Here is a 26,983-nt window from a genome sequence, read left to right on the forward strand (position 1 = left end):
AGTACTGAGCAAGATCGCAGACTTGACCCAGAATGAATCTACCGCACGCCGTTTGTTTTCCTTGAGGGCTAAAGTCCCATGAGCGATTCAGATGCTCCGCCACCCGTTCCCGAACCGGGCCGGATTACGCACAGGCATACTGGCGATCAAACCGGCTTGAGCCGTCGGCTGCCGGGGCTGCGGACGTTGAGCCGCTACAAGATGGCATGGTTGCGGCGCGACATTGTGGCCGGACTCGTGCTCACCACCATGCTGGTGCCCGTCGGCATCGCCTACGCGGTGGCGTCGGGGGTGCCCGGCATTTATGGCCTTTACGCGACCATCGTTCCATTGCTCGCTTATGCGTTGTTCGGCCCCAGCCGAATCCTGGTGCTGGGGCCGGATTCCTCATTGGCAGCCATCATTCTCGCCGTAGTCTTGCCGCTGTCCGGCGGTGACCCGCATCGCGCGATTGCCCTTGCCGGCATGATGGCGATCGTCTCGGGGGTGGTGTGCATCCTGGCGGGTGTCGCGCGGCTGGGTTTCGTCACCGAGCTGCTATCCAAACCGATCCGCTATGGCTACATGAACGGCATCGCGCTGACGGTATTGATCAGTCAGCTACCCAAGTTTTTCGGCTTTTCGATTGAATCCGACGGACCGCTGCGCAACCTGTGGGCCATTGCCACCTCGGTGATGGATGGAAAAACCAACTGGACCACCTTCATGATCGGTGCAGCCACCGTGGCGGTCATCTTGTTGCTCAAGGACAAAAAACGCGTGCCGGGGATTCTGATCGCCGTGGCAGGCGCCACCGTCGCCGTTGGCGTGCTTGACCTTACAACCCACAATGTCGCGGTTCTCGGTTTGCTGCCCCAAGGCTTGCCGGCGTTTGCCATCCCTTGGATCAGTCGGGCCGATATCGTTCCTGTAGTGATCGGAGGTTGCGCCGTTGCGCTTGTCTCGTTCGCCGACACCAGTGTGCTCTCTCGCGTTTATGCGGCGCGGACCAAGACCTATGTCGACCCAAACCAGGAGATGGTAGGGCTCGGCGTCGCCAACCTTGCCGGCGGTTTGTTCCAGGGGTTTCCAATCAGCAGCAGTTCGTCACGCACGCCTGTGGCCGAGGCGGCGGGGGCCCAAACCCAACTTGCCGGCGTGGTTGGAGCGCTGGCTGTTGCCTTATTGCTGGTGTATGCCCCGGATTTGCTGAAAAACCTGCCCACCAGCGCACTGGCGGCGGTGGTCATCGCTTCGGCTATCGGCCTGATCGAGGTCGCCGACCTGCGACGGATTTATCGTATTCAGCGCTGGGAATTCTGGTTATCGATCGTTTGTACGCTCGGTGTGGCCGTCTTCGGCGCCATCGAGGGCATTGGCCTGGCCATCGTTGTCGCGGTGATCGAGTTTCTATGGGATGGCTGGCGGCCGTACTCTGCGGTTTTGGGTCGCGCCAAAGGCGTCCAGGGCTATCACGACATCACGCGGTATCCGGATGCGCGCCTTATTCCCGGCCTGGTGCTGTTTCGCTGGGATGCGCCGTTGTTTTTTGCCAACGCAGAACTGTTCCATGACCGAGTGCTGGACGCCGTGGCGACATCACCCACACCGGTCCGTTGGCTGGTGGTAGCAGCCGAACCGGTCACCAGCGTGGACGTGACTTCCGCCGACATGCTGGCCGAACTGGACGAAACCTTGAACGAGGCTGGTATCACGTTGTGCGTGGCCGAGATGAAGGACCCTGTCAAAGACAAGTTGAAGCGCTTCGGACTATTCGAGCGGTTTGGCGAAGCTGCGTTTTTTCCAACTTTAGGCGTCGCTGTCAGCAGCTATCTCAAGGTCCATCCCGAGGAATGGAGGGAAGGGCAGGATGAGGATCGCGATTAGACAATAGTGCGGGCTCGCTATCGGGGTCGGCGCGGTAGCCGACCCCGATCCCGGTTACTTGCGCACGTTCTGGTACAACATCAACCTGGACGTTTCATGCATGCCGCGGGTCAGTTGCACCAGGCGCTTGAACTCTTCAGGGTTTTGCCCGGCTACGTTGTCCAGCGGCGTCGCGGAGGCCAGGTCGTGCAGCGTTGGCGAGCTGCCGTCGTGCTCCATCTGCACCATGTAGTGTTGAGTGACGCCCGCAATCAACGGGAACGTACCTTCACGCAACACCAATGGCACTACGCGTTCACCCTCGGGCGCAGGCTGCTGGATGTCACGCCCCAGGCCGCTGTTGCGAAACTCAAGGCCGGCCATGCCCGCCACGGTTGGCAGCAAGTCCACCAGGCCGACAGCTTCCTTGACGGTCCGCGTGCCGAGCAGACCCGGTGCATGGATGATCATGGGCACCGCGTTACTTTCCAGACCCAGTTGCTCATAAGCCGGTGCCAGGAAAGGGATCTGGGCGATACGGGTGTTGTGGTCGCCAAACAGCACGAAAATGGTGTTGTCGTAGTAACCGCCTGCTTTGGCAATTTCCATCAAGCGTCCGATGTTGAAGTCCAGCAGGCGCACGGCGTTGTACTGCTCGACACTGCGCGATCCCGCAGCCTGAACTTCAGCGAGGGTAGGGTGCTTGACCTCGAATCCGTCATTGCTCTTGGGAATCGTGAAGGGACGATGGTTACCGGCCGTCTGCACATAGGCAAAGAACGGTTTGTCCTTGGGCAGCGCTTGCAGGATCTTGTCGGTTTCCTTGAACAGATCCAGATCTGAAATCCCCCAGACATCCACGACCGGGGATTTCCAGTCCCGCTCTTCGAACAGACGAACCCCGTCGATACTTTGCCGGATCAAGGCATTCATGTTGGCCCAGCCGGAGTTGCCGCCAATGGTGTAGATCTTCTCGTAACCGGTGAAGGCATTGATCAAAGTGTGCTGTTTGGTGATCAGTGGGTTACGCGTCGCGGTTTCCTGTCGAGTGACGTCTGGAACCCCGCTAATGCTGGCCCAAACGGTTTTTGCGGTCCCGGTGACCGGAACATAGAAGTGCTCGAAGAACCAGCTCTGCGTGGCCAGGCGATCGATATTGGGTGTCGGATTGATCGGGTTGCCGTAGGCGCCGACGGCACTGGTACCCAGCGACTCGAGCATGACAAACATCACGTTCGGCGTCCGAGTGCTCGATACCTTGTAGGGTTGTGGCGCCTGGTGACGGACGAAATTCAGGGTTTGCGGATCGGGCTGATCCACGCCCAGGTACTTGGCAATCACGGCGTAGTGTTCACGCACCTGCGCTTCGTCGTAGCGCGACTGGCCGACCTTGACCGTGTCGTAGAGGAAAATCAGCGGGTTCAAGCCCAGCGCAGCGACCTGGTTATTGCCGGAGAAAAACGCATCGCTCCAACGCAACGGGACAGGGTTTTCCAGGTTCATGTTCTCGACACGGCCCAAAATACCCAACAGCACCAACACGACCATCAACGCGCTACCCCATGTAACGGAGAGCGGGTGAATGGCTTTACGGGGGCGGTCCAGCGTCACGCGCTCCAGGCGCACCAGGGCCAACGTCACCAGGGCGACTGTTGCCAGCCACCCCAGTGAAATCCAGATAACCGGATAGGTTTGCCAAACCATGTCACGGGATATTTGCGCGTCTTCGATGAAGCGCAGCACGGTGGCATTGATCCGTACGCCCAGATAGGCGTAATGGCCAAAATCGACGATATAGATCAGCAGCAGGGCGCCCAGGGCGACTGACAGATACACGCGTGCCAATCGGCGAAGCAGGCGGCTGCTGACAAGATTCCAACGAGGAATCCAGGCCAGCAACGCCAGTGGCAACATCACCAGGATGGCCAGGCGCAGATCGAAACGAAAGCCGATGCCCAGGGTTTCCAGGACGGCAGGGTCGTCGCTCAATGCTCGGGCGTCGAAACCGGAGAAGCCGAAAAAGAACACCACCCGCAGCAATGCAAACAGCACAAACACAATCGCTGTTGCGCCTAGCCAATAATGCAAACGTCTCGATTGCAGCCAACCCATCCCTGTACCCCTGTTAAAAATGTCGTTGAATCTCAAATGGATCCGGAGTCTTTCACTGAGCCACGCCGCGTGTTCAGCCAACCGTACGTCCAGCGCACCACAAGCATCAGCAGTGCCGCGCAGCAATACAGCCCCAGCAGCGGATCAACCAGGTAATCCCAATAGTTGTGCGAAGGTTTTAACCCGGCGATGAAGGCCAGGGTCGCGCTGGCCAGCATCACGACGGCCAGGTAGCTGCGCAGGTAAAACAGACCTGCCGTGAGCAGAGCGAAGACGATCAGCATCGGGCGCGGGCTGAAGCCAAACCGGTAAGGGTCCAGATGACTCAACCCCAGCGTTGCCGGATATAACGCCAGCGCCATCACAGCGAAGATAATCAACACGCGGGTTTTATCCTGGTGCGCAGCCGGCAGGAAACCCAGTCGACGCAAACAGCCCCACGCCATGAACACCAAGGTCGTCATCGCAAGGTCATCAATGTGGCTGCGCAGGTAAGCCGCCAAGGACAAGCCGTCCAGCGGTATGAAGCTGGCGGCCAGCAATGCAACCAGCAGCACGATCTGCGCGGCCCTCTTTAAGCCGAAAGAAGGCAGCAACAGAAAAATGATCATTGTGAAACTGAGATGCGCTTGCCAAAGGTTGATCATTTGGCACGCTCCGACAGCCATGCATCGTTGAAGGTGACGTGCTTGATGAAGGTGTTGTTCCAGGAATAAACCAGGTGATACATCCCGTCGGGACTGCGGATGAAGTACGGGTATTCATATTCGAAACTGCAGGCTTGTTCCTTGCAGACCCGGCTGTCCAGGTTGTCCAGGAACTGCGCTTCCAGCGGTTGGCGAAGTGCGCCACTGGATCCGCGAAACTCTCTGCCGATGATTTCCTTGTAGGCCTCGGGAGAAAACGTATCGCCCTCTGGATCAGGCGATTTGTCGAGGTCCCGCAGTGAGCGCCAATCGTCCATTTTTGCGTCGGTGCCATAAAGACTCAGTTTGAAGCGCCCCTCTTGCAAGTCATTGAGTGCCACCAGCAACCCATGCTCGGGCGTCGCTATGGCCGCCAACGAGGAATTGGGATTCGAGGGGTCGAGCGGATAAGGCTCGCTCCAGGTTTGCCCGGCGTCTTCAGTGCGGGTCGCCAGTACTCGATGGTGGGTGTTGCCGGCATAGCGCAGCAAGGCAATACCGCGCTGTCCATCCAGCGGAACGACTGTGGGTTGCAATGAGTTATTGCCATGGCTGATGCGGAATTTATCGATCACCTCACCGTCTGCGCTCAAGTACAGGTACTCGGAAAACTTGCCCAGAAATTCGTGGTAGACCGGTAAACCGATAGAGCCGTCGGCGTGAAACACCGGGGCCGACCGTACCAGGGTGCTGATATTCAAGAAGGGCGAGGTGATCAACTGGCGCGGCGCTGACCATTGGCGTCCAAAGTCTTCAGAGACCATTACATTGACCGCACTACCGGCCCAGCCCCCCATGGACACGGACACGTAGAACAACCAGAGCCGGTTGTCCGGTGCGAGCGCAACGACCGGGTTACCCAGTTTTCGAATGTATTTACCAGTGCCCAGTTGGGTCGACTGCCGAGTCGCCAATACCTGTTCCGCACCCCATTCGCCGGTTTGCGCGTCGAAGCGGGCAGAGCGCACCTGCACATCGGCTGCGCCTTCGCGAGTGCCGGCGAACCAGACGGTCATCAGGCTGCCGTCAGGCAAGGCGGTTACCGCCGAGGAATGCACGAAGTCCACCAGCCCGGACGAGGCAAAACGACTGGTATAAATGGGTTTGGCTACTTGCTCAGCCACAGCCCTCGCCGGGTTCATCAGGGCAAAGGAAGAATGCACAGGGGCAGGGTGGGTGAACCATGCGGCCGCAAACAGGCAGGAAAGAGCAACATAAGCCAAGAAGGCAGGGAGGGAGGGTAGGTGGATGCGCATAATCGAGGCTGTGCATCTCATGGCCGATTCAGGCAGCTCAACCTATCACTTGTAGTAGCAGACTCGGTCTTTAGCGAGCTGCTGCTTTGTAAGCAAATGTTTGTAGCGCGATATTCGGACCTGAAAACTATAAAAATACGTTATTTATCAATAACATAAAGATATTGACAGACACCAGGCCGTTAATCGAAAAACTGCTCTCGAAGGCGGAAGAATAGACTGAAATTCACAACAACCCATTCAGTGGGCCGAGCGTCGCGGCCTGTTCGGCCGCCAACGCTGCCGTCGTGCTCTAAAAGCCGATCCGTTATTGGTCTACTTGCGCCTTAATTGCCAAAACATTGCAGGGCACCTTATACAACACGTGCTCTGTAGTACTGCCAATCAGCTTGTGCAGCCCTTTACGGTGCGTATCGCCCATGATGATCACATCGGCCCGGGTGTGGGCCGCGAAGTCGGACATCACTTTGGTGGGCGGCCCTTCAATGAAGTGTTGTCGTTCAGAGGGCACGCGGTAGTTTTCAGCCAACGCAATGAAGGACTTGTTCAGTGACCGACGTACATCGGTGCTGAAGCCCGGCATCGTCACGGCGCCGGCACCGGCGTCAGAGATATGTGTCAGCGATGGATCGAAGGCGTGCAGCAGGTGCAGCTCTGCATCGCACTGCATGGCCATCCGCTGCGCAGCCACGATGATCCGGTCATTGAGGTCGTTAATCTGGTGCTCTGGATGCGACAAATCCACTGCCGCCACAATCACCCGCGGAAGTGGGCACCTGACTTCGCTGACCAGATGAACAGCAACCGGGCAATCGCGCAGCAGATGCCAATCCAGAGGCGTGACGAATACGCGTTTGAGTGCTGATTCGTGGTGTACGTCCTTGATAACCAGGTCCGGTTGCAAGTCTTTCACATGCTGAAGGATTTCTTGAAGTACGTCCCGAGCCAATACAACTTCGGTGGTCACCGCAATGCCATTGCCACGTATCAGTTGGGCTTCATCTTGCAGCCACTTCTGGTTCTCTTGCTGACAGATCTCGCGAAATTGCTCATTCCCGCTCATCAACCCCAAGATGTCGACGTCTTCAATGAACACCGCGATATGCAGCACTGCGTCAGTGGCTTTGGCAAGTGCGACTGCCCGCTCCATCGCCGGCGTGTGACGCATGGTTGGACCGACAATCAGAAAGAGGCGTTGATATTGGCTCATGTCGCACCTCCAGCATTCCGGGTTATCCGTTGGTTTTTGCCAGCACTCTCGTCCGCTACACCATTGGCGACCTCTACGGCCTCAACTTCCTGGATCGCCAATACCAATATACGCCTGCATTCAGTGAACGCGCGCGGGACGAGTTGCCCTATGCACTTATTAAAGCTGGCAGGACGGGAGGGTCATTGTTCCCACTGTTCCAGCAGTATCGAGACGAATTTTTCCGCTGCCGGAGAGAGTGAGGCGCCTCTTCGGTAAACCAGTCCCAGCGATCGGTTCACGATAGGCTCTATCAAGGGGACGCTCACCAAGGTTGGATGATCCACCGCCGGCATTGCGAGGCTCGGCATTGCCGAAACGCCTAATCCAGCTTCTACCAGGCCCAGCGACGTAGACAGGTGTTGCACCTCATAGAACCACTGTGGACGCCAGCTCAAGCCCGACAAGGCGTGGTCCAACAACATGCGGTTGCCGCTCAGGCGACCGACCCCGATAAGGCGGTAATTGCTCAGTTCAGACCAGGTGACCGAACTGCGTCCAGCCAGCTCATGATCGCGTCGACACGCCAAAACAAAAGGCTCGTTGACCAACGGCACAAACTCAATGTCCGGGTGCTGGCCGCTCATCATGTTGATGCCAAAGTCGGCTTCGCCACGCAGAACAGCCTCCAGTCCTTCGTTCGCACTGAGATCAAGCAAACGAATGCGGATTTGTGGATAGCGTTCGTTGTAGAGGCGGATGACCGAAGGGAGGAAGTAGAAGGCTGCGGTGGGGATGCAGGCGAGGGTGACACGGCCGCTCTGCCGCTCCGCCAGCTCGCGGATGTTTAGTATCGAGTCGTCGAAGTCATCCAGTAAGCGTCGTGCCTTGGGCAGGAAGTCTCGCCCAACGCTGGTGAGGCTTACCCTTCTTGTCGTGCGATCAAGAAGCGCTGTTCCCAATCCCTCTTCAAGCTTTTTCATTCTCCGACTCAACGCAGGTTGAGAGAGATGCAATGCATCGGCAGCCTCGTGGAAGCTTCCAAGTTCTGCGATCTTCACGAAAGATCGGATGTCATTGAGCTCATAATTCACTTTTTTTATCTCAGCAGAGGTGCGTTGTTCAGCCCGGTCATCCTAGATTCGTCATGCGTCAAACGCAATAATCAGGCTGATATTTGCATTGGAAACAATTTTTAAAGCCTGCGACTCTTGCTCACAAGACATCAATAACCCCCATTGATCAACAAGAGTCAGTATTCATGCAACGAATTCCCTGTGTGCTAATGCGCGGTGGTACTTCCAAGGGCCCGGTATTTCTCGCCTGGGATCTACCTGTTGCGATCGAAGACCGTGATGAGCTGCTGCTCAACCTTATGGGGTCTGGCCATGAGCTGGAAATTGACGGCATCGGTGGCGGTAGTCCACAAACCAGCAAGGTGGCGATCGTCAGCCCGTCGCTGCATCCTGACGCGGATGTCGACTACCTGTTCGTTCAAGTCATGGTTTCCCAGCGTCGAGTCGACACGGCGCCCAATTGCGGCAACATGCTTTGCGCCGTTGGCCCGTTCGCCATCGAGCAGGGGTTGGTAAAAGGCACCAAAGACCTGACCCGTGTGCGTATTCGCAACCTCAACACGGGGACTTTTGTGAACGCCGAGGTACAGACCCCGGGTGGCAAGGTCAGCTATGAAGGCGACACCGCCATCGATGGTGTGCCGGGTACCGCCGCTCCTGTGCAATTGACCTTCCTGGACGCGGCGGGCAGCAAGACGGGCAAGCTTTTCCCGACTGGGCAAACGCAGGATCTGATCGACGGTATTGCAGTGACCTGCATCGACATGGCGATGCCGATGATGATCGTCGAAGCCGGCCAGTTGGGTAAGCGCGGTGATGAAAGTCCTGCCGAACTGGATGCGGACAAAGAATTTCTGCGTCGCCTGGAGGCCTTGCGACTGCAAGCTGGCCTGGCAATGGGCCTGGGTGATGTCAGCGACAAAGTGATCCCCAAGCCTGTACTGGTTTCACCGGCCAAGGCTGGCGGCACAATCCAGGTGCGCTACTTCATGCCACACAATTGCCACCGGGCCTTGGCGATCACCGGCTCCATCGGCCTGGCCACTGCTTGTGTCACTGAAGGCAGTGTGGTTGCGCAATTGCTCGGCGGGGTTAGCGAGCCGCGCTTGCAGCAAGTACGCATTGAACACCCAAGTGGTGGAATAGATGTCGTATTGTCCTACACCGGCGCTCAGGGTGAGACCATTCGTGCTTCGGTAGTGCGTACATCGCGCAGGCTGTTCTCCGGTTTTGTCTACGCCGCGGCTTCCCAACGACTCGCCGGATAACGTCCCCTAGTCATTGCCGTTTTTGCATCAGCACAATTCTAAAAATGGGTGATGCCATGAAAGTTGTAAAATCGCTCTACTTTCAGATTCTCTGCGCCGTGCTGTTGGGCGTACTGGTCGGACATTTTTGGTCGCAACAGGCCATCGCCTTGAAGCCGCTGGGTGATGCCTTCATCAAACTGATCAAGATGATGATCGCTCCGGTGGTGTTCTGCACCATCGTCACCGGTATCGCCGGTATGAGCGATAAACGCTCCCTTGGACGCCTGTTGAGCAAGACCATGCTGCTGTTCCTGGCGTTGACCGTGATCAGCCTGATTATTGGCCTGGTGTCGGTCTACCTGTTCAAACCCGGTGTGGGCATGAACATCGACCCCACCCAGTTGAGCACCAAGGGCTTGTCGCAGTACACCGATTCGGCCGCGAAGCTGGGAGTGGTCGAGTTTTTCATGCACATCATCCCCGACACGTTCATCGGTGCCTTCAATAAAGGCGAAGTACTGCCGGTGTTGTTCATCGCGGTGCTTTGCGGTTTCGCGCTGTCGGCCATAGGCGAGCGTGGCAAGCCGGTACTTGATGTACTGGAATCCGCCTCGCACATGGTGTTCAAGATCTTCTCCTACCTGATGCGTTTCGCTCCGATCGGTGCCTTTGGCGCTTTGGCGTTCACCGTGGGCCAGTACGGTATTACATCGCTGGGCTCGTTGGCCAAGCTGATCATGACGCTGTACGTCGCCTGCGCCTTCTTCGTCTTTGTGGTGCTGGGGAGCATCTGCCGGGCGAATGGCTTCAGTCTGTGGAAGTTGCTGCGCTACTTCCGCGAAGAATTCCTGGTGGTGCTCGGGACTTCCTCCACCGAGCCGGTGATGCCGCGGATGCTGGAAAAGCTGCAAGCCCTGGGTTGCAAGAAAGGCGTGGTGGGATTGGTGTTGCCAACGGGGTACTCGTTCAACCTCGACGGTACGGCCATCTACCTCTCGCTGGCAGCAGTGTTCATTGCTCAGGCCTGCAATATCGAACTGAGCCTGACACAGACCGTGACCATGCTGGCAATCATGCTGTTGTCCTCCAAGGGTGCCGCGGGCGTCACCGGTGCCGGTTTTGTCGCGCTGGCTTCTACGCTGACAGTGATCCATGACATTCCCTTGGCCGGCCTTGCCTTGCTGATCGGTATCGACCGTTTCATGTCGGAAGCCCGGGCTTTGACCAGTCTGGCAAGCAACGCCGTGGCTACCGTGGTGATGTCCATCTCGGAGAACGCCTGTGATCGCGAAACACTGATGCGGACTCTGGACGGCAAACCTTCGCCAGCTGCAGCCCAAGTCCAGAACCCCGACTGGGATGGCTTGAAGGTCACCGAACACGCTTGACCGTTCGCGGCTGAATCCAGCCCCCTTAAATACCTCAATGAATAACTCCCGCCAGGCACCGTTGATCGTGCCGTCTGGCGGGGACGGGGTCGCGCGCCTGTGCGTCGGCCACGCTACTCATAAGAACAAGAGAACTGACCTATGCTCGCATTGCATGGATTGGCCATGGTGGTGGTCTTCACCGTCCTGATAATGACCAAACGGTTATCGCCGATTGTCGCGCTGACGGTGGTACCGATTGTGTTTGCCGTCATTGGCGGTTTCGGTGGTACCACCGGCAAGATGATGCTCGACGGCTTGAAAATGGTCGCGCCTTCGGCCGCGCTCCTGCTGTTTGCGATCTTGTTTTTCGGCTTGATGATCGACGCCGGTCTGTTTGATCCGCTGATTCGCAAGATCCTCAAACGCGTCAACGGCGACCCGATGAAAATCGCTGTCGGCACAGCGTTGCTGTCGCTGCTGGTGGCCCTGGACGGTGATGGCACCACCACCTACATGATCACCTGTGCGGCAATGCTTCCCCTGTACAAACGTATCGGGATGAACCCGATGATTCTGGCGACCATTGCCATGCTTTCTCTGAGCATCATGAGTGGCATGACGCCTTGGGGAGGGCCGGCGACCCGAGCGATCGCGGCGCTGGGCCTGGATGCCGGTGAATACTTCGTGCCGTTGCTGCCGACCATGATTGGCGGCGCCATGTGGGTGGTGTTCACCGCGTTTCTGCTGGGCCGTGCCGAGCGCAAACGGATCGGCAATATCCAGTTGGAAAGCGGCGGGGGAGATTGCTACATCAAGGCGATTCTTGAAGACACGCCACACAAGCGACCGAAACTGGCCTACGTCAATCTGCTGTTGGTGATCGCGGTGATGGTCGCACTGGTGATGGGGATCATGCATTCCGCGATCCTGTTCCTGATCGGCTTCGTATTGGCGCTGATGATCAACTACCCGCAACTGGATATTCAGAAGGAACGCATCCTCGCCCATTCGGGCAACGCCATGACCGTCGTACTGTTGGTGTTTGCTGCCGGCATCTTTGCCGGGATTTTCTCCGGCACCAAGATGGTCGACTCCCTGGCGCAAACCCTGGTTGACTGGATTCCGCCGTCCTGGGGGCATCTGTTCCCGCTGGTGGTGGCGATTACCAGCATGCCGCTGACATTCGTCCTGTCCAACGATGCTTATTACTTCGGCGTGGTGCCCATTCTGGCGAATGCCGCTGCGGCGTATGGCATTGACCCGGTGGAAATCGCCCGTGCGTCGATTCTCGGGCAGCCAGTACACCTGATGAGCCCGCTGGTCGCCTCAACCCTGTTGCTGGTGGGGATGGTCGATCGCGATATCGGCGACTTCCAGAAAGCCACCGTTAAATGGGCGGTGCTCACTTCACTGGTAATCACTGCGTTAGCACTGCTGACCGGGGCGATCAGTCTCTTCACCTGATTCACCCAAGCCACCTGTTTTCTCCCAAGGCGCCTCGCCAGCGAGGCGCGCGCTGTTCTGCACCCCAAATAACAACAATGAGTAGTTTTCCATGACCACTTTGCATACCCAACGGGCGCTGTTTTCACTTCTTGGTTTGTTGCCGCTGGCCAGTGCCAGCGCAGAAGGATTTATCGATGACAGCAAGCTCAAGCTGCAATTACGCAACGTCTATTTCAATGAAAACTTCCGCGACGAGCATGGCTTGAGTGCCAAGTCGGCAAGGACGGCGAAGAGCGAACGAACCGAATGGGCCCAGGGATTTCTGTTGGATTACCAGTCGGGATTTACCCCTGGCACCCTCGGGTTTGGTGTTGATGCCCTTGGCCTGGTCGGGGTCAAGCTCGACTCCGGCCGTGGCCGCAGCGGCACGGGCTTGCTGCCCGTCCATGATGACGGTCGCGCGGCTGACGAATTTGCAAGCCTGGGAATGACTGCCAAGGCCCAACTGGCCAAGACCACGGTCAAATACGGCACCTTGTTACCCAAGACTCCGGTGCTGATCTACAACGATGCGCGTCTGTTGCCGCAAACGTACCAAGGCACGCAGATCAGTAGCGTCGACATCGAAAACCTCACCCTCACCGGGGGCTACCTGGATCGATTCAAACTGCGCGATTCCACCGACAGCATGCCGATTGTGCCCGACGGTTACGGCGGAGATAAATCAGGGGACTTCAGCTATGCCGGGGCCGAATACAAGCTGGGGAAGAGCGTTCGTTTGAGTTACTTCTACGGTGAGCTGGAAAACTTTTACCGTCAGAATTTTGCAGGTATCCAGCACGATCTACCCTTGGGCGGCGGCGTGCTGACCAGTGACTTGCGCTACTTCAACAGTGTCGATACCGGCTCGGCCTACGGTGGCAAGATCGACAACAACATGCTGAGCGGGCAACTGTCCTACGCCATTTCCGGCCATACATTCGGCGGCGGCTATCAGACCCTCAGTGGTGACGCTGGATTGCCCTTTATCAGTGGCGCAACGGTGTACTCGTTCAGCAACGCCGGGATAGGCAAGTTCATCGAGGAGGATGAAAAAACCTGGATGCTTAATTACGGCTATAACTTTGCCGCCCTCGGCGTGCCGGGCCTGACGTTCTCTACTCGCTATCTGAGCGGCAACGACGGTAAGTCCAACACCACGGTAAAAGAGTGGGAACGTGACGCCGAACTGGCTTATGTCGTGCAACAAGGCACCTTCAAAGGCTTGGGTGTGCGGTTACGTAACTATGTTTATCGCTCTGATTATTCCCGTGGCCGAGACAGCAACCGGATCTACTTTACCTACGACATCGCGCTCTGGTGATTCCCTGATCGCGGCCTCGCGATGTTCGCAGGCCGCCTTTTAAGCCACGGCCTCACAGGATTGGGTGAAGGATTTCAACGATGTCGTTTAAAACCAAAATACTGTTGCTGACCTTGTTTCCGGTAATGCTGTTTGCCCTGGTTTCAGGGTTGAGCACCCGCGGCACTTTGCAGTCCCAGGCCGAGCAAGAAGTCGCTCAAACCCGCGAGCGACTGCTTGAGGAGAGCCGCACTCGGCTCAAGGATTACGCGAGCATTGCTCGCACTTCCATAGCCGAACTTTATGATCGGGCTGCTGCCGGGGATCCGTCCAGCCGAGCCTTGGCGATCAGCCGCTTGTCGAAAATGAAGTATGGCGATGACGGCTATTTCATCGGTTATGACAGCCAGGTTGTACGCCTGTTTCGCGGTGACAGCAGCGAAGGCGTCGGCACTAACATGAGTGATCGCAAAGACGTCAACGGGAAATACTTGAACCGCGAAATGGTCGCTGCGGCAAAAAATGAGACTCACTTCGTCACCTATTCAGGTGGGCTGGTCAACACCGATAAGGTGGTGGCGAAGCTGGCGTATAGCTTTTATTTGCCCAAGTGGGACATGGTCGTGGTCACGGCGATCAATCTGGACAGTATCGACGTTCAGGTCGCCAAGGTGCGGGCTGATGTTGATGCGCGGGTGCACAGTTTGATGTTCAGCATCGCCATCATTGCTTGTGTGCTGGTTGGCATTATCGGCGTGTTGGCTTTACTGCTGGTCAAGCGCAGTTTGCGTCCCTTGACCCTGATCCGGGCCCACCTTGATGAAATCGCTGCGGGCGAGGGCGATCTGACGCGGCGTCTGCCGGTGGTCAGTCGAGATGAGCTTGGGCAACTTGCCGGTTCGTTCAATGCGTTTATCGATCAGATTCACAGCCTCGTCAGCCAGATCGTCGCCATGAGCGAGCAGTTGAATGGATCTGTAAGCCATGTGGCCGAGCAGAGCAGGCATATTGACCGTGCCATGGATAAGCAGCGCCAGGAAACCGACCAGGTGGCCGCGGCGATAAATGAGATGTCATCGGCGGCGCAAGAAGTATCGGCCAGCGCACAAAACGCTGCCGACGCAGCCGTCGAAACTGACAAGCAGTCCCGGCACGCGAGGCAAATCGTCAATGGCAGCATGACTCGAATTCAGGCACTCACCGTGGAGCTTGATGAGAGTGGTCTCTCCATGAAGAGCCTTCAAAACGATGTGACTTCTATCGTCACCGTGCTGGATGTGATCCGCTCGATTGCCGAGCAGACCAATCTCCTGGCACTCAATGCGGCTATCGAAGCCGCTCGTGCCGGCGCTGCCGGGCGAGGGTTTGCGGTGGTTGCCGATGAAGTGCGCGCGTTGGCCAGTCGTACTCAGCGCAGCACCCAGGAAATCCAGGCGATGGTTGAGCGTCTCAAGGGCACGACTGATGGTGTGGTCAGTGCGATGCATCAATCCACCAAAGCGGCTCAAGGCGCTAACGCTCAGGCCGATCAGGCGGGTGAGTTCCTGGGCAACACTGTCGAACTGATCGCGACCATCAACGCGATGAACGCACAAATCGCGAGCGCAGCGGAGGAACAGACCTCGGTGGCTGAAGAAATCAACCGCGGGGTACATCAGATCGCGCGGGCCATTGATTCCGTTGCCAACCAGACCAAGAGCGGGGTCAAGACCGTCGATGAGCTGTATATGATCGGTAATCGTCTGCAAAGCTTGCTCGGACAGTTCAAAATTTGATGCCGAGGGAGCAGGGCGGTTAGACAGGGCGACAGGTCATTCACATCACTCAATGCTCATGGGCATGTGAATGGAGGGTCAGGGCACCCGGTACCTTGGTGCGCTCGAGCCCCCCACGTTCCAGCCACCGAAGAGTCTGCACATAGGCACGCTGCAGCAAAGACTCGGTCTGGTCAAAGTTGAACACCGAGACATCCACAGGACACAACGGCGGGACGATGTGCAAGCTGGTGACAGCGCGAAAGTGTTCGATGTCGCTCACCAGTTGACGCATGCTCATCAGGTTGACGGTGTGCAGGGCCAAGGCGACCAGGCCCCGGGGCGGTTGTGTCAGGGCGCAACTCACGCCGGTGGGGATGACCACGACGTTGGTGGCTCCCAAGGCTACGGCCGTCGAAATAGGTGTATTGCTTGCCACACCGCCATCAACCAGAAACTGATCGGCAATTTGCACGCAGGGAAACACCAGCGGGATGGCCGCGCTGGCCAGCAACGCCTGCTCAAGGTTGCCACTGGACAGAACCGTCTCGGCACCACTGAGCAGATCGGTGGTGACGATGTGCAGAGGCAGCGTCGCTTCTTCGATGCGATGAATGGGAAGTGCCTGCCCCAGCAATCGGTGTAACGCCGACGGCTGCAATAAAAAGCCACGCCGTTTGATCAGTCCTTTGCAGGTGTCGATCCAGGAGAGGGGAAAGATGTCAGTTTTACTCAGCCCACGCCAAAATCCGGCGAGCGCCTCGACGCCCTCGGAATCGGGCCTTGCGGCAAAGTAGGCACCGTTGATAGCGCCTACCGACGCGCCGACGACCATGTCGAATCGAACATTGGCCTCGACCAAGGCCCGCAACATTCCCACCTGCACCGCACCCAAACTGCCGCCGCCAGCGAATACGATTGCGGTTTTGGTGACCATGGTCGAAGTCTCTGTGCGCAAATGTATCGAATGAGTGTAGCTGACGGGGTGGCGTTGCTTTTGGGGAGGCGTTAGCCAGAAAACGGGTTAGAGTGTTCATCTAATGTCTGTTCATAAGGACCCTCCACTCGATTTGCGTAGTCGCGCCAAGCGGTTCCAGCGAACGAACCGGGCCAAAAAACCGTATATCAATCGTTATGTGAAGAATGAATCGTTCGCTATTTGTTTCTCTAGATGGGCCCAAGGGAACCGGCAAAACCACACTGTTGGAGGCCGTTACGAAAGTACTGAGGGCAGACAACAAGAAGGTGATCCGACTTTGCGAGAAAAAAAGCGATCCCTTCAGGGGTGAAACAATGACCCTCGTTAACAAACTCGTCAGAAATTCCAGCAGGGATTTGGAGTTGGCGGTTTGTGAGCGCTTTGCTGATAGCCGTACCTGGATTTCCCGGCACGTGCTGGCTAAACAGCCACCAGACAGCATCATCCTGATCGATCGCTGGTACCCGTCAGATGCCGCGTTTCGCCGGACAGTCCCGTTTGCAGAAATTCTACAGTTGAACATTGATCGAAACGTGCGAGTGCCAGACCTGCATGTCGGGGTTGTCACCGCGCCTGATATTTCATGGGCGAGAGCAGCGGCACGACGGCGTGGACTGAGCAGTACTGTGATCCATAAGCTGGAAGAACATGTCGCTTGTACCAATGCGTTCGAGCGAGCGATTGCAGATCACGGCTGGGTTTTATGCCGTAATGAAGGAACGATCGAAGACGCAACGATGCAGGTAGTTTCTGAGATCTATAGAGTCCTTCGATGCCCGTAGGTGAAGTTCGCTGAGAGGCCGTCGGAAGAAGTTCCACTCAGACACATCATTTAACATAATATACATTACACGTAACAATGTGTTTCGAGATCAGCCCGGTTGCACGCAGATTTTGAAGCACTGATTCCCCCTCGATCCTCAATCTCTCGTCAGTTGCTCAATCAACCCTCCATGCTCTGGAAATTCTTCACTGAGCTTTTTCCTGTCGCCCATTTCCATGTCTGCAAAATGAAACTCTGGTGTTACCGCTTCACTGATCAAACCGAATCCCGTCGATCCCTTCATCAACCGCGAAGCTTTCCAGATGCCGCCTGGTACGTGCAGCTGCAAACATTCTCCGGCCAAAACGTCGCTGCCCATCACGACAGTTTTTAATGTGCCGTCCGGGAAAATCAGGCTGTACTCAATGGCGTCGCCCAGGTGGTAGTAATGCATGATGTCGGATCGGTTCAGGTGAAACTGGCCGACGGGCGAATCTGTGGTCAACAGGTAATAGATCGAGCTCATCGTGTAACGTGGACCACCAATCGTCTCAACCAAAGGCTGTTGATCAGCCTGATAGGTTCTTCGGTAGTAGCCACCTTCGACATGCGGTTCAAGGTTAAGCGCGGTCACGAGTGCTTCACTGTTTAGCTGCAATGGCTGCTCCGAATGCCATGATGGCAAATAGCTATACTAAATAGCCCTTTAGTTAAGTTAATCAATAATCACACTGCACCGGTGTTCACCACTCGCGCGGTTCGAATGAACAATGCACGCACTTTTTCCCAGAAATTTCCCCCCAGTACGAAAAAGCTGCCGATCAACATCAAGTCGCCCAACGCCTGGAGCTGCCAGATGTTTGGCCTGAGTCCAGGCCAGATGCTGTCTACGTAGGGCTCTAGAAATGCCGAAATCAGCGGCAGACAAAACATCACGACACCAATCCGATGACGCCACGGCCCAACTTCGGTGTCGGTTGCCGGTGCCAGTTTAGACACGTAGCCAAATACAGTGCTTTTAAGCTGCTGAAACCCCGCCTTGCCCATGACAGCAATGACGATAATCAACAGTACTTTGTTACTGATAAACAGGACGCCGGTCAGCGCGGCGATCTTGGAACCCGGCATGTCGGTTGCCGCCATGATCGGCACCAACAGCCAGGAGCCGAGCATCAGACAAATGATCGCGATGCCCAGTTTGAATCGCCATCCAGCGTTATGGGGTGCATTCATGGCTGTCGTACCTGTTAAAAGGGTCAGATGTTTGGACAGCTTAGCAGTCAGTTGATCATTTGGACGTCTATGCTCCTGTGAACTTCCTTGGCTGGAAAACATGCATGCATCTGACGCGATCGGGACAACTGTTGCTGCTGGGTGTGCTCGGCTTGAGTGGCTGCGTACGTCTGGGGCCGGATTTTCAGTCGCCGAAGCCCACGTGGATCGAGCACTGGAGCTCCCCTGCCCTTGAGCAATCCAGTCAACGCAGCCTGAACCCGGATTTGCGTCAATGGTGGCAAGTCTTCGGCGATCCCGTCCTCGATCGTCTGATTGCCGAAGCGGATACGAACAATTCGGATCTGAAAATCGCCGGTCTGCGAGTCATGGAAGCTCGTGCGCAATTGGGGATTGCCCAGAGCGGACGCTATCCGCAACTGCAGCAAGCCAGCGCCGACAGTCTGTACTTCAACCGCCGACAATCCGGCGGGAACAATCCTCAGGACAGTCATTTCTGGCAGCACAGTGCCGGGTTCGACATTGGCTGGGAGCTGGACTTCTGGGGGCGTTTCAGCCGAGCGATCGAGTCGGCCGATGCCAGTTACTTCGCCGCCCAGGCCAACTATGAAGACGTGCTCGTGCTGCTGCGCGCGCAGCTGGCGGATACGTACTTTTCGTTGCGCACCACCGAGGCACGCTTGCGGGTTGCAAGGGAAAACGCCAAACAGCAAAAGCGTAATTTCGAGATCACCGAAAAGCTGTTCAACAGCGGCCAACAAGCCGAACTCGACTTGCAGCAAGCCAGAACCCAATACCTGGGCACCCTGAGCACCATCCCCAGCTTCGAGGATCAGTTGCTGCGCACGCGCAATGCGTTGGCGGTGTTGATTGGCCAGCCGCCCGGTGCGCTACCGCAACTGATCGACAATGAAGGACTGATCCCGCTGGTCGACCGCGCCGTGCTGCAGGACGTCCCGGCCAATCTGCTGCTGCGACGCCCCGATGTGCGCGCCGCAGAACTGAATGTCGCGGCCCAGTCTGCCTTGATCGGTGTGGCCGAAAGCGATTTCTACCCGTCGCTGACCTTGTTGGGCAGCATCGTCTGGTCGGCCGACACGCTCAATGGCACCTCGAGAAGTCTGGACCTGATCGGTGGCCCCAGCCTGCGCTGGAACCTGTTCGACCATGGCCAGATCAGCAACAACGTGCGCGTGCAGGATGCGCGGTTGCAGCAGTTGATCGAGGCTTACCGCGACAAGGTTCGCCAGGCGGCTCGCGAGGCAGATGACGCCGCCTATGGGCTGATCAAATCCCTGGAGCGCGAAAGCATCCTGCGTGAGGCTGAAGTCGCCGCCAAACGTTCGTTGGTGCTGGCGAGCGCCCAGTATCGCGAAGGCTATTCCGACTTTCAGCGGGTGCTGGACGCGCAACGCGCATTGCTGGAGCAACAGGACAATTACCTGGTCAGTCGCAGCAATGCCGTCAGCAATGTGATCGCGCTGTATAAGGCGCTGGGCGGCGGTTGGTACAGCGACCAGCCGATCGTTGATCCGGCCACCCGCCAGGACATGAAAACACGCACGGACTGGGGCGATTTACTGGATGAGCCCGCAGCCGCCCAAAAAGGTAATGGACCATGAGTGATGTCGCGCAACCCTCCCCTGAGGCGCCCTCCTCCAAGGCGCCGGAACCGCCTGCCGACCCGGCGAAAAAAGGGCTCAAGTGGGTGCTGCTGTTGATCCTCCTGAGCCTGGCCTGGTATCTGTTGGCCGACCGATACACGCCTTATACGCAACAGGCTCGGGTCGGTGCCTTTGTCATTCCGGTGGCCGCTGAAGTGGCCGGTCGGGTCATTCGCGTCAACGTGCGCAACAATCAGGACGTGAAGGCGGGAGACGTGCTGTTCGAGGTCGATCCTCAGCCTTATCAGATCGCCGTCGACCGTGCGCGCGCAGACCTTGAGTCGACGCGTCGCCAGATTGGCGCCAGTACCGCCGGCATTGCCTCGGCCCAGGCCAATTTGCGCGCCGCGCAAGCCAACGAACTCAAGGCTCGCCAGGACAATCAGCGCCTTGAAGGTTTGTACCGCGACGACCCCGGGACCATTTCCGTGCGCCTGCTGGAAGTGTCGCGCGCGAACCGCGAACAAGCGGTCAGCCAGGTCGCCGCTGCCCGTGCCGAAGTCCAGCGCGCGCGTGAGCAAGAAGGTGGCAGCGAGGAAGATAACGCCTTGCTGCGCAGCGCCGCCACCGCGTTGTCGAAAGCCGAACTGGATCTGGCCAATACGCAGATTCGTGCGCGTTCGGCCGGTTTGATCACCGACCTGCGCACTGACGCCGGGCAGTTTGCAGCTGTAGGCAGTCCGGTGATGACGCTGATCGCGATCCACGATGTCTGGATCAGCGCGGACATGACCGAAAACAACCTCGGTCGGGTCAGGGTCGATACGCCGGTGGCAATCGTTCTGGATGCGCTGCCGGGCGAGGTGTTCAAGGGGCGCGTGCGCAGTGTCGGTTACGGCGTCAGTGTCGGTCAGACGCCGCCACCCGGTACGTTGCCCACTGTGCAGAACAGCCGTGACTGGCTGCGCCCGGCCCAACGCTTTCCAGTCATCATCGAATTTTCCAAAGACTCGATGGCCAAACTGCAAGACAGTCAAGCCATTCGTACCGGCGGTCAGGCTGAAGTCATGGCGTTCCCCACCGAGGGCAATCCGTTGAATCCACTCGGCCGTTTGTTTGTGGGCCTGATGAGCTGGCTGTCGTATGCCTACTGAGCGCACGCCCCGGGAGCAGCGCGCATTGCGCCTGGCCAGCGGCACCGCGATGTGTCTGGCGGCCAGTTTCGGTTTGGGATTGCCGATTCCGTTCATCGCGCCGGTGCTGGCGTTGTTGTTGCTCGCCAGCGTCAATCGTGCGCTGCCGTTTAAGGCTGGACTGGCGCTCGCGCTGATCGCAATGTTGACCACTGGTGTCGGCCTGTTGCTGATTCCGATCCTGCGTTATTACCCGGTCAGCGGCGTACTGTTGATCGGCGTGTGCCTGTTTATGGTGTTTCGTTTTGGGCTGCGCGGCGGCAACAATTTGATCGTCACTTTCCTGGTGATCGGCCTGACCATGATTTCCTCGGCCGGCGTCGCCGAGTTCGACCTCGCGGCGACGGTTATCGGGGCGCTGGTCAAAGGATTACTGCTGGCCGTGATGGTGGTCGGGCTGAGTCATTGGCTGTTTCCTGAGCCTGCCAACGCACCGTCGCCGCCAGGAGCGCCGTCGATGCCGGCCGAAGAAGTCAGTCGCGTGGCGCTGCGTGCAACCCTGATTGTGCTGCCGGCGTTTTTACTGGCATTGATCGATCCGGCAAGCTATCTGCCGATCATCCTGAAGGCGGTCGGCCTGGGTCAGCAGAGTTCCACCACAGCCCGCAACGCCGGTCGCGAACTGGTCGGTTCGACCCTGCTCGCCGGTGTGCTGGCGGTGCTGTTCTGGAGTGCACTCAGCCTGTTTGTGCACCTCTGGATGTTTTTTCTGTGGATGCTGCTGTTCGGTTTGATCATTGCGCGCAAGCTCTACGCGTTGAGCCCTACCCGCTTGAGCCCTGGGTTCTGGCTCAACAGCCTGATCACGATGATCATTCTGCTGGGCCAGTCGGTGCAGGACAGCATCGCAGGCAAGGACGTCTACACCGCGTTCGCCGTGCGCATGGGACTGTTCATTCTGGTGACGCTGTATGCCTGCCTGATGGTGTATCTGCTGGATCAGCGGCCGCCAAAACACGCTCAGGGATTGACCTGATACCCCTTTCCTTGCAGGCAACTGGTATAGGCCGTCGAGCTGGTCGAAGCGGCGGTTTTCTGCTGCGCCCGGCGCTCCTGGCGTTGACGCGAGCCACCGACCACCGCGCCCGCCGCCGCCGTCTCTTTGGCGCGATTCTGCCGATAATCCTGCTTTACATCGTCATCGACGCGGTCATAAAACTCGTCGTGCTGGCGCCCGCGAACCTGAGCTCCAGCGGCTCCTGCAGCGGCACCGACCGCCGCGCCTTTCAGGCGGCCACCGGATGTTGGCTGCGTCGATGAACTCTGACTGGCGGCCACGTTATGGCACTCATTGATGTCCAGCTGTGTCTGTTGGGAGTTCTGCCCTTTCATCGGCACAACCGTTTCGGCCCGACTCTGAGTAGCGACAACCGACAGCGCGAGACACAGGCCAATGCAAGACAACCTGTTCATGAAAACCTCCTGGCATTTTTCTCAGCCATCAAGAGTGTAGATCACCCCCGCTCCCCCTCCTCCGACGGGTGACTGACGGCCCTCACTACACAGCGGTTTCGGAGTCATGCACGCCGAGAATTTGTGCGCCCCGCACTGATATGTTTATTTTCACACAGTTGCAATATGAAATAAAACGTGTCAATTATAGCTGCACACATTTCAGGGACTGCGACATCGCCAGATCGGACGGCTTCTACCCGAACCACCCAAACGCCCCTTCAAGGAGTCAACAAAATGAACAAAAGAGCACTTCTAGGCGCCATGGCACTGTGCGCAACAAGCTTCCTGGCGCATGCCGACGAAGACAGCCTGCGTATCGGTATCGAAGCCGCTTACCCTCCCTTCTCCTTCAAGACACCGGAGGGCAACGTCAGCGGTTTCGACTACGACATCGGCAATGCCCTGTGCGAAGAAATGAAGATCAAATGCGAGTGGGTCATCCAGGAGTTCGACGGCATGATCCCGTCACTCAAAGTGCGCAAGATCGACGCCGTGCTGTCGTCGATGTCGATTACCGAAGACCGGATGAAGTCGGTCGACTTCAGCAAAAAGTACTACCACACGCCGGGCAAGTTCGCGATGAAGGCCGGCAACGTGATCAACGACCCGCTGATTGATCTCAAAGGCAAAAAAGTCGGCGTGCAACGCGCCTCGACTTACGACCGTTTCGCCACCGAACAACTGGCGGAACGCGGGATAGAGGTGGTGCGCTATTCCTCGCAGAATGAGGCGTTCCTGGACCTGGCGTCGGGCCGTCTGGACGCGACGCTGGCCGACATCGTCAACACCAACGAAAGCTTTATCAAAACCGCGGCGGGCAAGGATTTCGCCCTGGTAGGGCCGGACATCAACGACCCGAAATACTTCGGTCGGGGCGCCGGGATCGCGGTGCGTAAAGGTGACAGTGCCAACGTTGCCCGCCTGAGTGCCGCCATTGACGCCATCCGCGAAAATGGCAAGTACCAGCAAGTGATGAGCAAGTACTTCGCGTTCGATATCTACGGCGAATAAGCCTTCACCCGCCACTCTGGCGCCGGCCCCCGGGCAGGCGTCGCTTTGGGCTTGTTTGCGCGCCTCACCGCGCTCGCTTGAGGAACTTCATCATGCTTCACGGCTACGGATCGAGCATTCTCGATGGCGCCTGGCTGACCGTTAACCTGGCCCTGACTTCCATGGCCATGGCGATAGCATTGGGTCTGCTGGGAGCGGCCTTTCGTTTGTCGCCACTGAAATGGCTGGCGATGCTGGGCGAAAGTTATACCACCTTGATTCGGGGCATTCCCGACCTGGTGTTGATCCTGCTGATTTTCTACGGCGGCCAGGATCTGGTGAACCGCGTCGCTCTTGCGCTCGGTTACACCCGCTATATCGATATCAATCCCTTTATCGCCGGTGTCTGCACCATGGGTTTCATTTTTGGTGCCTACCTGTCGGAAACCTTTCGCGGCGCCTTTATGGCGATCCCAAAAGGCCAGGCCGAGGCTGGTGCCGCTTATGGCATGAGGGGCGCGCAGGTGTTCTGGCGAATTCTGGTGCCGCAGATGATTCGTTTCGCCCTTCCCGGCTTCACCAACAACTGGCTGGTGCTGACCAAATCCACCGCGCTGATCTCGGTCATCGGCTTGCAGGACATGATGTTCAAAGCCAAGAACGCTGCGGACGCCACCCACCAGCCGTTTACCTTTTTCCTCGCGGTGGCGGCGCTCTATCTGATGCTGACCAGCCTGTCATTGCTGGTGCTGCGCTATCTGGAAAAACACTACTCGGTCGGCATCAAAGCCGCCGAACTGTGAGGGGGAGCAACCAATGATGCTCGACTACAACCTGATCTGGGAAAACCTGCCGCTGTATTTCAACGGCATCCTGGTGACGCTGAAAGTGCTGCTGATTTCCCTGGCCTTTGGCCTGGTCCTGGCCGTTCCGCTGGCGTTGATGCGCGTGTCTCGATCGCCGCTGATCAACTTTCCGGCCTGGCTTTACACCTACGTGATCCGCGGCACGCCCATGCTGGTGCAGTTGTTCCTGATCTATTACGGCCTGGCGCAGTTCGAATCGGTACGCCAAAGCGCGCTCTGGCCCTACCTGTCCAGTGCCACCTTTTGCGCGTGCCTGGCCTTCGCGATCAACACCAGTGCCTACAGCGCGGAGTTGCTGGCCGGCAGTTTAAAGGCCACGGCTCACGGCGAGATCGAAGCGGCCAAAGCCATGGGCATGTCACGCGTGACGTTGTACCGCCGCATTCTGCTGCCGTCGGCCTTGCGCCGGGCGCTGCCGCAGTACAGCAACGAAGTGCTGATGATGCTGCAAACCACCAGCCTGGCGTCGATCGTCACGCTGGTGGATATCACCGGGGCCGCGCGAACAGTCAGTTCGCGGTTCTACCTGCCGTTCGAGGCGTTCATCACTGCCGGCCTTATCTACCTGGCCCTGACCTTCATCCTGGTTCGTCTGTTCAAGTTGGCCGAGCGCCGCTGGCTGGCATACCTGGCACCGCGCAAGCATTAAGGAGCTGTTATGGAGCACATTGAATACCTGTTGCCGTGGAGTGCTTCGGGCACCGAGCGGCGCCTGTCACTGTTTCGCTTTGGCAGCGGGCCGCGCAAGGCTTACATCCAGGCCTCACTGCATGCCGACGAGTTGCCGGGGATGCGCGTGGCGGTTGAACTCAAACGTCGTCTGCGAGTACTGGAAGAGCAAGGTCGCCTGAACGGGGTCGTCGAGTTGGTGCCGATGTCCAACCCCATCGGCATCGCCCAGATGTTCCAGGCGACCCATCAAGGTCGCTTCGAGTTCTCCAGCGGCAAGAATTTCAATCGTGATTTCCCCGAGCTGACCGAAGCCGTAGCCGCATTGGTGAAAGGTCAACTGGGCGCCGACGCAGACGTCAACACCGCGCTGATCCGTCGCGCCATGGCCGATGTCCTCGCCGACATACCACCAGCCACTTCGGAACTCGATGGCCTGCGTCGCCTGCTGTTGCAGCATGCGTGTGACGCCGACGTGGTGCTGGACCTGCACTGCGACTTCGAGTCGATCATGCTGCTTTATGCCATGCCGCAACACTGGCCACGCTTGCGCTCATTGGCCGCACGCCTGGGCGCCGGTGCCGCCCTGCTGGCCGAAGATGCTGGCGGCAGTGCCTTCGATGAAGCCTGTGCGATTCCTTGGTTACGCCTGGCCGAGCTGTTTCCCGAAGCGGCTATCCCGATGGCGTGCGTGGCCACAACCATCGAATTGCGTGGCATGGCCGACACCGAGCGCGAGCAATGTGTCGACAGCGCCGAGGCCATTCTCGGCTATCTCGCCGAACAAGGCCTGATCAGCGGTGACTGGCCCCAGGCCCCGATATCCGCTTGTGAAGCAACGCCATTCGCCGGGACGCAATACGCCTACGCGCCGCACCCCGGTGTGGTGAGTTTCCTGCAACCGCTGGGCGCCCGGGTCAAGGTTGGCGATCCACTGTTTGAAGTGCTTGATCCGCTGAACGATCGCCACAGCATCGTGCGCGCCAGCACCGACGGCATCCTTTATGCCCGCGAACGTCTGCGTTTTGCCCAACCCGGTTTGTGGCTGGCCAAAGTCGCCGGCACCCGCCTGATTCGCCAGGGCCGCTTACTCAGCGACTGACACCAGAGAGTGAACAGAATGTACAAACTTGAAATCCAGAACCTGCACAAAAGCTACGGCACCCACGAAGTGCTCAAGGGCGTATCCCTGGAAGCGAAAGCGGGCGACGTCATCAGCATCATCGGTTCCAGCGGCTCAGGCAAAAGCACCTTCCTGCGCTGCATCAACCTGCTGGAACAGCCGAACGCGGGCAATATCGTGCTCAATGGCGAGCAGCTCAAACTGGTGAACAACAAACTCGGTGGCCTGAAGGCTGCCGAACCCCGGCAGTTGCAGCGCATGCGTTCGCGACTGTCGATGGTGTTTCAGCACTTCAATCTCTGGTCGCACATGAGTGCCCTTGAAAACGTCATGGAAGCCCCGGTGCATGTGCAGGGGCTGGGCAAGAAAGAAGCGCGGGAAAAGGCCGAGCATTACTTGAACAAAGTCGGCGTGGCGCACCGCATGAACGCGTGGCCGGCGCATATGTCGGGTGGCGAGCAGCAGCGCGTGGCGATAGCGCGTGCGCTGGCCATGGAACCGGAAGTGATGCTGTTCGATGAACCGACGTCGGCACTCGACCCCGAACTGGTCGGCGAAGTGCTGAAGGTCATGCAGGACCTCGCTCAGGAAGGCCGCACCATGGTGGTGGTGACCCACGAAATGGGTTTTGCCCGGGAAGTCTCCAATCAACTGGTGTTCCTGCATAAGGGCCTGGTCGAAGAGCGCGGTGATCCGCGTGAGGTGCTGGTAAAACCACAGTCCGAACGGCTGCAACAGTTTTTGGCCGGCAGCTTGAAGTAATCCGCGCGTTTGCGTCACCG

At 57.9% G+C, this 26,983-nt stretch carries 24 protein-coding genes; 15 read left to right on the top strand and 9 right to left on the bottom strand.

From position 1 onward, the window contains the following. The first annotated feature begins 78 nt into the window (after nucleotides 1–78). Nucleotides 79–1,866 carry a SulP family inorganic anion transporter gene (locus tag PMI32_RS22205; RefSeq protein WP_008026385.1) on the top strand — a complete coding sequence of 596 codons (1,788 nt, stop codon included), beginning with the start codon at nucleotides 79–81 and terminating at the stop codon, nucleotides 1,864–1,866. A gap of 54 nt (nucleotides 1,867–1,920) precedes the next feature. Here the strand turns inward: PMI32_RS22205 and PMI32_RS22200 are convergent, their stop codons facing one another. From PMI32_RS22200 to PMI32_RS22180, 5 genes are all read right to left on the bottom strand, one after another. Next, nucleotides 1,921–3,957 (bottom strand): LTA synthase family protein, encoded by a 2,037-nt coding sequence (locus tag PMI32_RS22200; protein ID WP_008026387.1) that lies wholly within the window; start codon nucleotides 3,955–3,957, stop codon nucleotides 1,921–1,923. A gap of 32 nt (nucleotides 3,958–3,989) precedes the next feature. Then, nucleotides 3,990–4,604 (bottom strand): hypothetical protein, encoded by a 615-nt coding sequence (locus PMI32_RS22195; RefSeq protein ID WP_008026388.1) that lies wholly within the window; start codon nucleotides 4,602–4,604, stop codon nucleotides 3,990–3,992. Continuing rightward, a complete protein-coding gene (locus PMI32_RS22190) occupies nucleotides 4,601–5,899 on the bottom strand; it encodes a sialidase family protein (protein WP_008026390.1) in 1,299 nt (432 codons plus the stop codon). Before PMI32_RS22190 ends, PMI32_RS22195 begins: the two co-directional genes overlap by 4 nt. A 307-nt stretch (nucleotides 5,900–6,206) precedes the next feature. Continuing rightward, nucleotides 6,207–7,109 (bottom strand): universal stress protein, encoded by a 903-nt coding sequence (locus PMI32_RS22185; protein ID WP_008026392.1) that lies wholly within the window; start codon nucleotides 7,107–7,109, stop codon nucleotides 6,207–6,209. 182 nt (nucleotides 7,110–7,291) lie between these two features. Further along, nucleotides 7,292–8,182, bottom strand: coding sequence for a LysR family transcriptional regulator (locus PMI32_RS22180; RefSeq protein ID WP_032828620.1), 891 nt, complete (start codon nucleotides 8,180–8,182; stop codon nucleotides 7,292–7,294). Between the two features lie 167 nt (nucleotides 8,183–8,349). On the opposite strand from PMI32_RS22180, the gene PMI32_RS22175 reads away from it, so the two are divergent. The 5 genes from PMI32_RS22175 to PMI32_RS22155 all read left to right on the top strand — a co-directional run bounded on the left by PMI32_RS22175 (nucleotide 8,350) and on the right by PMI32_RS22155 (nucleotide 15,347). After that, on the top strand, nucleotides 8,350–9,432 hold the full coding sequence (locus PMI32_RS22175; RefSeq protein ID WP_008026398.1) for a 4-oxalomesaconate tautomerase: 1,083 nt from the start codon (nucleotides 8,350–8,352) through the stop codon (nucleotides 9,430–9,432). 44 nt (nucleotides 9,433–9,476) lie between these two features. Further along, a complete protein-coding gene (locus PMI32_RS22170; protein WP_032828621.1) occupies nucleotides 9,477–10,802 on the top strand; it encodes a dicarboxylate/amino acid:cation symporter in 1,326 nt (441 codons plus the stop codon). Between the two features lie 141 nt (nucleotides 10,803–10,943). Continuing rightward, nucleotides 10,944–12,248, top strand: coding sequence for a CitMHS family transporter (locus PMI32_RS22165; protein ID WP_008026400.1), 1,305 nt, complete (start codon nucleotides 10,944–10,946; stop codon nucleotides 12,246–12,248). Between the two features lie 91 nt (nucleotides 12,249–12,339). Beyond that, nucleotides 12,340–13,593, top strand: a complete 1,254-nt coding sequence (locus tag PMI32_RS22160; protein ID WP_008026401.1) for an OprD family porin — start codon at nucleotides 12,340–12,342, stop codon at nucleotides 13,591–13,593. A gap of 80 nt (nucleotides 13,594–13,673) precedes the next feature. Further along, nucleotides 13,674–15,347 carry a methyl-accepting chemotaxis protein gene (locus PMI32_RS22155; protein WP_008026402.1) on the top strand — a complete coding sequence of 558 codons (1,674 nt, stop codon included), beginning with the start codon at nucleotides 13,674–13,676 and terminating at the stop codon, nucleotides 15,345–15,347. A 49-nt stretch (nucleotides 15,348–15,396) separates the two neighbouring features. On the opposite strand, the gene PMI32_RS22150 is transcribed toward PMI32_RS22155, so the two are convergent. After that, nucleotides 15,397–16,263: a patatin-like phospholipase family protein gene (locus PMI32_RS22150; RefSeq protein ID WP_008026403.1), complete on the bottom strand. Its 867-nt coding sequence runs from the start codon at nucleotides 16,261–16,263 to the stop codon at nucleotides 15,397–15,399. 206 nt (nucleotides 16,264–16,469) lie between these two features. Between PMI32_RS22150 and PMI32_RS29585 the strand changes: the two genes are divergently transcribed. Next, complete coding sequence (locus tag PMI32_RS29585; protein ID WP_008026404.1) at nucleotides 16,470–17,087, top strand: dTMP kinase; 618 nt, start codon at nucleotides 16,470–16,472, stop codon at nucleotides 17,085–17,087. A 138-nt stretch (nucleotides 17,088–17,225) separates the two neighbouring features. Here PMI32_RS29585 and PMI32_RS22145 read toward each other — a convergent pair whose 3' ends face one another. Continuing rightward, nucleotides 17,226–17,726, bottom strand: coding sequence for a cupin domain-containing protein (locus PMI32_RS22145; protein ID WP_008026405.1), 501 nt, complete (start codon nucleotides 17,724–17,726; stop codon nucleotides 17,226–17,228). 68 nt (nucleotides 17,727–17,794) lie between these two features. After that, nucleotides 17,795–18,301 carry a transporter suffix domain-containing protein gene (locus PMI32_RS22140; RefSeq protein ID WP_008026406.1) on the bottom strand — a complete coding sequence of 169 codons (507 nt, stop codon included), beginning with the start codon at nucleotides 18,299–18,301 and terminating at the stop codon, nucleotides 17,795–17,797. Nucleotides 18,302–18,405: 104 nt separating this feature from the next. Here PMI32_RS22140 and PMI32_RS22135 point away from each other — a divergent pair, with 104 nt between their 5' ends. The 3 genes from PMI32_RS22135 to PMI32_RS22125 are packed head-to-tail and all read left to right on the top strand — an operon-like array spanning nucleotide 18,406 to nucleotide 22,074. After that, nucleotides 18,406–19,923 (top strand): efflux transporter outer membrane subunit, encoded by a 1,518-nt coding sequence (locus tag PMI32_RS22135; RefSeq protein ID WP_008026407.1) that lies wholly within the window; start codon nucleotides 18,406–18,408, stop codon nucleotides 19,921–19,923. After that, complete coding sequence (locus PMI32_RS22130; protein ID WP_008026408.1) at nucleotides 19,920–21,059, top strand: HlyD family secretion protein; 1,140 nt, start codon at nucleotides 19,920–19,922, stop codon at nucleotides 21,057–21,059. Before PMI32_RS22135 ends, PMI32_RS22130 begins: the two co-directional genes overlap by 4 nt. Next, nucleotides 21,049–22,074: a DUF2955 domain-containing protein gene (locus tag PMI32_RS22125; protein WP_008026409.1), complete on the top strand. Its 1,026-nt coding sequence runs from the start codon at nucleotides 21,049–21,051 to the stop codon at nucleotides 22,072–22,074. The genes PMI32_RS22130 and PMI32_RS22125 overlap by 11 nt, the downstream gene beginning before the upstream one ends. Here PMI32_RS22125 and PMI32_RS22120 read toward each other — a convergent pair. Further along, the gene (locus tag PMI32_RS22120) at nucleotides 22,059–22,511 is read right to left on the bottom strand and encodes a YMGG-like glycine zipper-containing protein (protein ID WP_008026410.1); all 453 of its coding nucleotides are present in this window, start codon (nucleotides 22,509–22,511) and stop codon (nucleotides 22,059–22,061) included. The two genes, PMI32_RS22125 and PMI32_RS22120, sit on opposite strands and share 16 nt — an antisense overlap. A gap of 276 nt (nucleotides 22,512–22,787) precedes the next feature. Between PMI32_RS22120 and aotJ the strand changes: the two genes are divergently transcribed. The 5 genes from aotJ (at nucleotide 22,788) to PMI32_RS22095 (ending at nucleotide 26,963) form a co-directional block, all read left to right on the top strand. Beyond that, nucleotides 22,788–23,564 (top strand): L-arginine-binding protein AotJ, encoded by a 777-nt coding sequence (gene aotJ / locus PMI32_RS22115; protein ID WP_008026411.1) that lies wholly within the window; start codon nucleotides 22,788–22,790, stop codon nucleotides 23,562–23,564. Between the two features lie 92 nt (nucleotides 23,565–23,656). Beyond that, the gene (locus tag PMI32_RS22110) at nucleotides 23,657–24,346 is read left to right on the top strand and encodes an ABC transporter permease (RefSeq protein WP_008026412.1); all 690 of its coding nucleotides are present in this window, start codon (nucleotides 23,657–23,659) and stop codon (nucleotides 24,344–24,346) included. A 13-nt stretch (nucleotides 24,347–24,359) separates the two neighbouring features. Continuing rightward, entirely contained in the window at nucleotides 24,360–25,058 is a 699-nt protein-coding gene (locus PMI32_RS22105) for an ABC transporter permease (protein WP_008026413.1), read from the top strand. 9 nt (nucleotides 25,059–25,067) lie between these two features. Beyond that, a complete protein-coding gene (locus PMI32_RS22100) occupies nucleotides 25,068–26,180 on the top strand; it encodes a succinylglutamate desuccinylase/aspartoacylase family protein (RefSeq protein ID WP_008026414.1) in 1,113 nt (370 codons plus the stop codon). 18 nt (nucleotides 26,181–26,198) lie between these two features. Beyond that, on the top strand, nucleotides 26,199–26,963 hold the full coding sequence (locus PMI32_RS22095) for an ABC transporter ATP-binding protein (RefSeq protein WP_008026415.1): 765 nt from the start codon (nucleotides 26,199–26,201) through the stop codon (nucleotides 26,961–26,963). Nucleotides 26,964–26,983 lie beyond the last annotated feature (20 nt).

The organism is Pseudomonas sp. GM60, assembly GCF_000282415.1.
Taxonomy (GTDB): Bacteria; Pseudomonadota; Gammaproteobacteria; order Pseudomonadales; family Pseudomonadaceae; genus Aquipseudomonas; species Aquipseudomonas migulae.